Genomic DNA, 9,276 nt, shown 5'->3' with positions numbered 1-9,276 from the left:
TTAAAGGAGTAACCGGTTGGAATAACAAAGGATACAATATCCTTCGGAGCGCCTAATTTCTCCATTTTTAACATAATACGTGGTAATACAGCTTCAGAACTTGCTGTTGAGAATGCTAAAATGAGCTCATCTTTCAGTACTTTAATTAAAAATAATATATTGACACCTACGAATTTTGCAACAAGTGCAAGAATAACAAATATAAAGAATAGCATTGTAGCGTAAACAAGGATAGCCAGCTTAGCTAAAGGTATTAAAGAGGCAAATCCATATTTGGAAACGGTTACACCAATTAAACCAAATACCCCAAGTGGCGCAAATTTCATCACAAGGTTAGTTACCCAGAACATCGCATCTGCAACCCCTTGGAAGAAGTCTAAAACTGGTTTGCCTCGATCACCAATGGCCGCAACACCTAAACCAAAAATAACAGCAAAGAATATGATCGCAAGCATATCGCCTTCACCCATTGACTGAATGATATTGGTCGGTACAATGCCTACAATAATATCAAACGGTCCTTCATGCTGTACTTCTTCTGTAGTTGACACGTATTTCGAAATATCTCCTTGAGATAGCTCGTTCATGTTTAAACCTGCGCCAGGCTGGAAAATATTAGCAGAAAGTAATCCAACTACGATAGCTACTGTTGTAATAATTTCAAAATAAATAATGGATTTCCCGCCTAATCGTCCAAGCTGTTTCATGTCTCCAGTACCAGCAACACCTACGATTAACGTCGAAATTATAATCGGCACAACAATCATCTTAATTAAATGCAGGAAAATATCCCCTAATGGTTGTAAGTAGGTTTCAATTTTGGGGTTGCCATAAAAAATACCACCAACAATAATCCCTAAAATCAAACCGATTAATATTTGACTGGCTAAACTAATTTTAAATTTCTTTTTCAATCCTTCGTACCTCCTCATATTATTTTTTAGGGCTTGCCTAATAATAAGAGATCCTTATAGAATCCGACAAAATCCGATGAAAAAACTTTTGTTTTTTTAGAAAAGTCTGAATATAAATCTTGTTCGCTTCTTACAATTAAGTGCATTCTACATTTATTTATCAAGCAATCACCGTAATTTGAAAACATTCCAAACGCTAATAGGCCTACAACTAATCAAATGCAAGTATGCTACCGTTATTACTTCTATTTGGCAGCATTATCATCGACGAGTGTTGACAATTTGTCAACATCATTATACACTTCTCTTCAACAGTTATTTTTAATACGGAAGGGAGAATCGAATATGACAGAAATGAAAGAAAATACGACTCTAGGTTTATTGTTGAAAGATCTATTGAAAGAACGTTCATTATCTATGCGAAAGTTTAGTGAACTAACAGGAATCGATACGGCTACGATTTCACGGATTATTAATCATAAACGAAAAGCTACCCCTCAACATGTAGAAAAATTCGCTGAATGTCTTGGTGTTCCTTTTATTCAGCTATTTGAAGCAGCGGGATATCCTATGGAACAAAAACAAGAAGAGTCACAATCAGATATTCATACCTCTGTTGATGCTATACAAAACTTTCTTAAGGCATCAAATGTATACGACAACCAGTTTTCAGTGCAGGATGTTGAAAAAAAATTAGATGATTATGGGCTATTTTCTCAAACGGAGGAAGGCAAACATACCATTCATACGAATTTTACTGAAAAGATTCAAAAAGTAGGTAGTGTTGGTCCATTTATAAATAAGTTAAAAGAGTTATATGAAAAATTTACAACAAATAAAGGTACACTATTTGAATTAACAATAATCGGCAGTACATTACTATATTTTATTATTCCTGTAGATGTAATTCCGGATTATGTATTTCCTATTGGATATTTGGATGATGCAATAGCTGTACAACTTACCGGAAAATCTTTGTTGAAAAATAACGGATAGGTGGATTCATTAATTTATGGAAAGTAGTAAAACAAGCCGTAAATGGCTAAAAAATTCATGTGTCATATTCGCATCGATGATTGTAATAGGGGTTGTTTATTGGTTTTATCAGTACAATAGTGGGTTGGCCATGGCAGAAGACGACAGTAAAAATGGAGCTGAGGCTGAAGAAACTTTTGAGCCCTTTCAAGGTGCAGACCTACAATTTGGTGAGATTAATGTCCTTTTGATAGGTAGTGATACTAGAGGCGATGAAGGTAGATCGGATGCCTTAATGATTGGACACTACAATCAAACGACGAATCAAGTAAAAATCGTTTCCATTATGAGAGATACGTATGTTGACATCCCAGATTACGGAAAGAATAAAATAAACGCTGCATTTGCTTTTGGAGGTCCAGAGCTTGTTAGGAAGACCATTAAGCAAAACTTTGATATTGATGTAAATTACTATGCAATCGTTGATTTTGAAGGATTCCCTAAAATTGTTGATCTTCTTGCACCCAATGGGATTGATGTGGACATCCCTTATGAAATGTCATATGGCATTGGCATGACATTATTTCCTGGAGAACAAACTTTACATGGTGATCAGTTATTAGCTTATGTACGATTCCGTCACGATCGTTTAAGTGATTTCGGACGAGTGGAACGCCAGCAGGAAATTATGACAAAGGTTAAAGATCAAATTAGCTTTCAAAGCTTCATGAATTTACCAAAAATATTAGGTGTTGCAGAGGCATACATCGATACGAATGTTGACAAAAAAACAATACTTGCAATTGGAAAAGATTTAATGAATGGACACTCTAATGGGGTAGATACTTTACGGATTCCTGTTGCCAGTTCTTTTGAAAACAAACATGTAAATGTGGGCGCAGTTCTAGATATTGATTTAGAAAAAAATAAACATGAATTAGAAAAGTTTTTATCCTCCGAGGAGGATGTGCAAGTGTCTAAACTAGAAGGAGTTTCCTCTTAAAGAAAATATGACGATAGATTATCAGCTTTTTAAATTACTTAACCAGTTAGCAGGACAAAACCCGATTTTTGATCAACTTGTCCTCTTATTTTCAAAATATGGCCCTATCCTATTTGGATTAATATTGGTATGGCTATGGTTTTCAAACGCTCAAAATCAGCATGAAAATAGAAAAATAGTCTTATACGCCGTATCGATTGCTATTCTTACACTTGGTATCGATAAACTAATAGAGATGGTGTATTTTCGACCACGTCCATTCGTCAATCATAGCGTAATATTATTACTTGAAAAATCAAATCTAGACCCATCATTTCCAAGTAATCATGCGGCAGGTGCATTTGCCTTAGCATTTGCTTTGTTTTGGAAACGAAGAAAAATTGGAGCTGTCCTCATCTTGATGGCCTGCTTCATGGCGTTTTCGAGAATTTTTATCGGTGTACACTACCCTCTAGATGTGTTAGCAGGTGCTTGCATTGGATTAGGGGTAACTTACATAGTGATGTGGCTAATTGGTCTTATGGAAGACACCAAGAAACACAGAAAAATGTATGTAAAATAAGAATGCTCTTCCAATCAAAAAAGTTCGCCCTTTATGCGAACTTTTTTGTGTTACAAACCGTTATGCTGAAGCCATCTACTTTATTGTTGATGTAGTTGCCTCCTAAGAGCAGCAATCTTTTTAGCAAAGTCCAAGGCATGTGGACCATCTCCATGAATACATAAGGTGTGCGCCGCTACTTTTACTTTTTGAGACTCTATAGACAATACTTCATTTGCCGTTAGAATACCTTTGACATGCTCTAGCATTTCTTCTTCAGTTTGTATTAAGGCATTCGGTTCCTGTCTACTCACTAATGTGCCATTAGAGTGATAACGGCGATCAGAAAAAACCTCCTCATATACTTGAAGACCCTTATCTTTTGCGATTTCTGCCATTTGGCTACCCGCTAAACAATATAAAATAAGCTGAGGATGGAGATCATATACCGCATGAACAATGGCTGAAGCTTTCTCCCTATCATTTGCACTTTGATTATACAGTGCTCCGTGTGGCTTGACATGATGTACTGTCCCTTTTTCGATATGGACATACGCTTGCAGTGCCCCTACCTGATAGACAATCATATCGTAAATTTCTGCTGGGCTAAACGCCATATCCCTTCGTCCGAATCCTTCACGATCAGGATACCCAGGGTGTGCACCAATAAGAACATTTTTGCGAATTGCATTCCGAACTGTTTGGTGCATAATAGAATGATCACCCGCATGGTAGCCACATGCAATATTGATTGATGTCACATAATCTAGTATCTCTTCATCTCTTCCCGTCAAAAATGCTTCATAGCTTTCTCCTAGATCACAATTAATATCCATTCGTCTCACATTTCCTCCAGTGCAAAATGTATTGTGCTAAACATACGCATTTGGGCTACTTTATGTAAATCATCTTCATGTACAGTGGCCATAATAGGGTAGCCGCCTACTGTTTGAGCATCGGCCATTAAGATGATGGGATTCCCATTTTGAGGCACTTGGATTGAGCCAAACTGTGTCGCTTCAGATAGAATTTCCTTCATTTCTTTTAGCTGTAAAACAGGGCCTTTTAAATAATAGCCCATTCGATTACCACCGCTAAACTGGAAAGGATTTTGCAAAAATTGTTGCTGACTCTCTCCCGTAAATAAATAAAAATGAGGACCCTTAAAAATTCTAACAGTAATCGTATTGTCAAAAGTCGGACGATACGGAGCATAAAGACCTCTATTATATTTTAACGGCGAGGCTATTTGTCCATATAAAATACTTCCTTTTGCATGGACCGTACCTAGATTCCCCTGAGAGAGGTATGAAGTACTGCCAAGCTGCAATGTTGAAATAAACCCTCCCAGCGGTGTCAAGTAAATGATAGAGCCTTGACTCACACTCTTAATCGTTAACTTATCACCCTTTGTTAAGTGGAATGTTTTCCACATTTCAATGGCTGCATCATTGATCATGCATACCCCATGACCGCCGGTTAAAACATAGACCCCATCAGCCATTGCCTCAAATTCAAAACCACCCATGAACATTTCGAAAGAAGTTTGGTTATGATGATTTTGTAAAATCAGCTGAGCCGCTTGAAATGAAACATAATCCATTGGTCCAGATAACGGAATACCAAATGCCCGATAGCCAAACCTTCCCTTATCTTGTAAGCTACCATAAACCCCTTGTTTTGTTATGAGCAGAAGTGGCTTCAATCGCTACACTCCCTTGCTTTTCATTTCCCAATATTGTTGCTTAGTTATTTCATAAAACTGAACTTCATCACCAAGTTCAAATAGAAATGGCTCTTTACCATTGATATTAAAAAGCTCAAATGGCGTCTTTCCGATAATATTCCAGCCACCAGGTGAATCGACAGGATAGATTCCTGTTTGTCCACCACCAACCCCAACAGAACTTGCAGACACCGATGCTCTCGGCTTCTCTAAGCGAGGTACAAATAATTTAGAATCAAGTTCTCCAAGGTATGGAAAACCTGGCAAAAAGCCAATTAAATAAACATAATAGCTTTTGGACAGGTGTATCATTTTTATGTCCTCAAATGATAGGCCCGTATAGTCCATCACTCGTCGCCTATCTAAGGCAAATTCTTCATCATAGCAAACTGGGATTTTTAATAGTCTATTCGTTCTGTCATCAATGGCTGTGGATGCTTGATTGTCCAGCCATTGCCTTCTTAAAAGGTCTACATCTATTCGTTGTTTCACATAAGCTGTAACTGTATGATAGCTTGCAACGCACTCGACAAGATGATGTCGTAGTTGTTTCTTCAGAAATCGATTAAATGCTTGTACTGCATAAAAGTTTGGGTGGGATATTTCTTCCTTAAAGGAAAAGCGAATCGTATTCTTGCTAATCCACATTGAATGAGGAAATTCAATGATTACCTGCACGTATTGTCTCCTCAATGCAAAGCTTCACAGCAGCGATTAAATCACGAATATGCCAGCCTGGGATTTTGCCATGTTGAATGGCTAATTCAAAGGAAGCAGGTATATGAATAAAGCCAGCACGTACCCCTTCATGTTGTTGCGCATACACAAGCCCCTCATACATAATGTTATTACATAAGTAAGTACCTGCTGTATTAGAGATTTCAGCGGGATAGCCCTCTGCTTGTAAGCGATTAACCATTTGGCGAATTGGTAAATTCGTCAGATAAGCATCTGCCCCCTTCTCTTGAATGCTCTCATCAACAGGTGTGTAGCCGTTATTATCGGGCTCCCCATCTTTCACATTAATAGCTATTCGCTCAGGCGTTAGTTTATAACGACCTCCAGCGAGCCCTAAAGAAATAATGATTTGCGGTTCTATTTCCTCTATATATTGCTTTAGCTGCTCGGCAGATTGTTGAAAATCTACAGATAAAATTCTTCCTATAATATGATAGTCTTCTATTTTTTCACCATTTAAGTTTTCTACAATTTGCATAGTTGGATTAAGCTTATAATCAAGAAATGGCTCAAACCCCGTTAATAATATGTTTGTCATGTGTTAGTCACCTAATTTCTATCGGACGTTTTTTTATGTAGCGTCCAGATTGTTTTTGTTTATTTACTGGAGTAGCTAGTGCAGCTTCTAAAATTGCCTGATTAAATAATTGATGGGCTGCCATACACGATAGTAATTCCTCACCATAAACGATTTCATCTGCAACTTCCGAAATGATATCTAAAGCGACCCACTGTGGATAACGTAAAATACTAACCGATGAATACGTAGGTGTTACTTCCATACTACGATAAAAGTTAATATTCCCCATTTCTTCAATCGGATATTTATCTGGGTCCCACTTTGTTCCATATTTATAGTATCGATTGCGCCAATACGCATTTTCTTCAGCAAACGTAGATCCATCAAACATCCTATTAACTCTTTCCGCTACTAGGTCCAGATTTTTAGCCTGAATTTCCTTCGTATCATCATCTGCATAACGACCAATTCCATAAATTTTGGCACTTGGAAGCGTATAAGAAACTGGGAAAATAGGTGGGCATGCGTAACCTGCGAACGGTTGAACCCACTCACGAGCAGGTATTCCATGGTCATCAATAACAATATCTGGAGCCCATTTTTTTAAGATAAGTGGTAATACATTTGCCTCACCGAACACACTTTTTCGGAATTTCACATGGGCAAATTCTAATCCCACCGCATTAAATCTTGCAGCATGATGCTTCCACTTCGGATGCTCCTTTGTCAAACATTCCATAATTTCATAGCCATCAGGGTTCGCTAAAGGGATAATAATGACATTCATTTTTTTTAATATGTCTGGATGCTGACAAATAATATCTTCCATTAGCGCCAAAATTGCTGGAGTGCTAGATACCTCATTTGGATGATGACCAGCTTCAAAAACAATCGTATGTTTTTCATCTGATTTTTTTAGCCCTGAATAATATTCACTCGTAATAGGTTCCGTCACTTCTAAAAATGGAATGACAGTACCTTTATAAGATATATCTCCATAATTCAATTTGACCTCTGCGTATTGTTTAAAACGCTCTACTAATGGAATTATATTTTTCATGTTGTGTTTTAAAAAGGTTTTTGCCTTAGTGACCTTCAGTTCATTACCGATAGACATTTCTACAGTGTCAAACTGTCCTTCTTGATTAAACAAAATTCGTTTTGTAACGGGTTCCGTCATCGGTTTGTCATTCCACTGGTAAACCTTTATGGCACTTTTAATAGGCTTATACAAATCTTGTTCTATATGAATATAAGGAATAACACCACCTGGCGCTTTGTAAGGCTGATTAACTAACTGGCGACCAAGCTCTTGAAAATAGTCTAAAGTATTAAAGTATAAATCCTCGTATAACGCCTCAAACGATGAGTTCGCTTCTTGCTGGACGCCTATTTCTTCTTCGATTCCAGAAGAAGTAAAGTCAATTTCAATTCGATCGAATAATGGAAATAGCTGAGCTTGATCAACGTTATGGGGATCAATTTTTAACTCTTTCACCATTCGTGGCAATAATTCCTTCATATAGTATTTATAGAAACGTTCACGATCAGAAAATATGATGTTCTCCTGCACTCGCTCTGTCTTGCTGAATAATCTATACCCAGCGGTAGTTGGATAGGCCTTTTTCTGACCATCAACATAATCCACCTCACTAATAAGTGGATCGAGCTCAGCTATTAATTGATCATCTACAAATACTCTATACACATGTTGTTGCGTGCTGGAAAGCTCAAATTGCACATGCTCTTTTGGTATGCCATACTGCATTTCAATCATTTCATCCACAGGGTATAGCTCCATAATCCAGCGATTATGTTGCTCTAAGCCGTTTACACTTACCCCATCCTTACAAACTATTTTTACATTTTCAAAGCGCCCCTCGACAGATGGAAGTACTTCCTCTAATATCCAGTATAACCCTGTTTTAAAGGCAGAGCGAACTTTAATGGTTGTCAAATTTGAAAATTTTTCATTTAAATCTAGCTTAAATTGATCACGATTTATTTTGGTGGCCGTCATATAAATTTCAGCCTCTAACGCTCTATCTTGCTCTTCTTCTATCGCTTTTATCATGTATGAAGCCTCAGATTCATCGCTCCATTGTTCTTCCATTAAAATAGCCGCTTCATTCACTTGTTTTTCGTTTAACTCCCAAACTCCAAGCAGTCCTCCCTCAGACACATGCTTTGCAGTTGCAATGGAATGGATAACCGTCGGTAGGCTGTCTTTCGTACCACAGATTTGAATGGCGTTTTTGGCGGTCAATTCCATATAACTTTCGTTTTCGTGCTTGAATGAAATGGTTATATGTCGCTCTTCTGATGTTATAGCTGGTAATGAAATGGATGTGGCATATAGGCCTAAACGCAATGCTAGATAGCAAGTCTCTTTTAATAGAGCATTTGTCTTTAATTCTTCTTGTATATCCATTTTCACACTTACATGTTGCTGGGGATGTGCCTCATCCTTTTCACCCGTGCCATAGGCTGACCAAAGATGACTTAAATTTTCGTAATACGTTAAAGGGCTGTCCGTTTGGGTGTCGACCATTCCTTCACTGGCTATTGCACTTAACCATGTAGAAAGTGCTGATTCACTCTCATAATAAATGATCCATGTAGAGTCATCTTGTGAAATAAATGTACTAGTATGCTGTAAAAACTTCATTGTATAGGACTGATTGGCTGGCTGAAATAAATCAAAGTCTACTTCATTTGATTCAAAGCCTAAGCGTAAGCAAAAATCAATTAATCCTAATGGAGCTAAATCTTTAGGTAAATCTATAAATAAAGAAGGTTTTTTGTTCGTTTCGTTCTTTTGAAATAAACTAGAAAAAAATATAGAGTTCATCATATCAC

General features: G+C 37.4%; 9 protein-coding genes. 3 read left to right on the top strand and 6 right to left on the bottom strand.

Annotated elements, in window-relative coordinates:
* The coding region (locus tag PI85_RS01935) for a cation:dicarboxylate symporter family transporter (RefSeq protein ID WP_152607450.1) at positions 1-914 on the bottom strand (914 nt) is incomplete at its 3' end.
* Positions 915-1,259: 345 nt separating this feature from the next.
* On the opposite strand from PI85_RS01935, the gene PI85_RS01930 reads away from it, so the two are divergent.
* The 3 genes from PI85_RS01930 to PI85_RS01920 are packed head-to-tail and all read left to right on the top strand — an operon-like array spanning position 1,260 to position 3,454.
* Positions 1,260-1,910, top strand: a complete 651-nt coding sequence (locus PI85_RS01930; protein WP_036124899.1) for a DUF1232 domain-containing protein — start codon at positions 1,260-1,262, stop codon at positions 1,908-1,910.
* Between the two features lie 16 nt (positions 1,911-1,926).
* Positions 1,927-2,892 carry an LCP family protein gene (locus PI85_RS01925; protein ID WP_036124897.1) on the top strand — a complete coding sequence of 322 codons (966 nt, stop codon included), beginning with the start codon at positions 1,927-1,929 and terminating at the stop codon, positions 2,890-2,892.
* 7 nt (positions 2,893-2,899) lie between these two features.
* On the top strand, positions 2,900-3,454 hold the full coding sequence (locus PI85_RS01920; protein WP_036124895.1) for a phosphatase PAP2 family protein: 555 nt from the start codon (positions 2,900-2,902) through the stop codon (positions 3,452-3,454).
* An 80-nt stretch (positions 3,455-3,534) separates the two neighbouring features.
* Here the strand turns inward: PI85_RS01920 and PI85_RS01915 are convergent, their stop codons facing one another.
* From PI85_RS01915 to PI85_RS01895, 5 genes are read right to left on the bottom strand one after another with little or no spacing between them, the layout of a single operon-like run.
* Positions 3,535-4,278 (bottom strand): 5-oxoprolinase subunit PxpA, encoded by a 744-nt coding sequence (locus tag PI85_RS01915; protein ID WP_200886544.1) that lies wholly within the window; start codon positions 4,276-4,278, stop codon positions 3,535-3,537.
* Positions 4,275-5,138, bottom strand: coding sequence for a biotin-dependent carboxyltransferase family protein (locus tag PI85_RS01910; RefSeq protein WP_036124892.1), 864 nt, complete (start codon positions 5,136-5,138; stop codon positions 4,275-4,277). Before PI85_RS01910 ends, PI85_RS01915 begins: the two co-directional genes overlap by 4 nt.
* Before the next feature lie 3 nt (positions 5,139-5,141).
* Positions 5,142-5,837, bottom strand: coding sequence for a 5-oxoprolinase subunit PxpB (gene pxpB, locus PI85_RS01905; RefSeq protein WP_036124890.1), 696 nt, complete (start codon positions 5,835-5,837; stop codon positions 5,142-5,144).
* A complete protein-coding gene (locus PI85_RS01900; RefSeq protein ID WP_036124888.1) occupies positions 5,821-6,435 on the bottom strand; it encodes a pyroglutamyl-peptidase I in 615 nt (204 codons plus the stop codon). Before PI85_RS01900 ends, pxpB begins: the two co-directional genes overlap by 17 nt.
* A gap of 7 nt (positions 6,436-6,442) precedes the next feature.
* Entirely contained in the window at positions 6,443-9,271 is a 2,829-nt protein-coding gene (locus PI85_RS01895) for a M14 family metallopeptidase (protein WP_200878338.1), read from the bottom strand.
* Positions 9,272-9,276: the final 5 nt, after the last annotated feature.

Source organism: Lysinibacillus sp. A1 (assembly GCF_000801965.1).
In the GTDB taxonomy this organism is placed as follows: Bacteria; Bacillota; Bacilli; order Bacillales_A; family Planococcaceae; genus Lysinibacillus; species Lysinibacillus fusiformis.
This window is presented reverse-complemented; position numbering and strand designations above follow the sequence as displayed.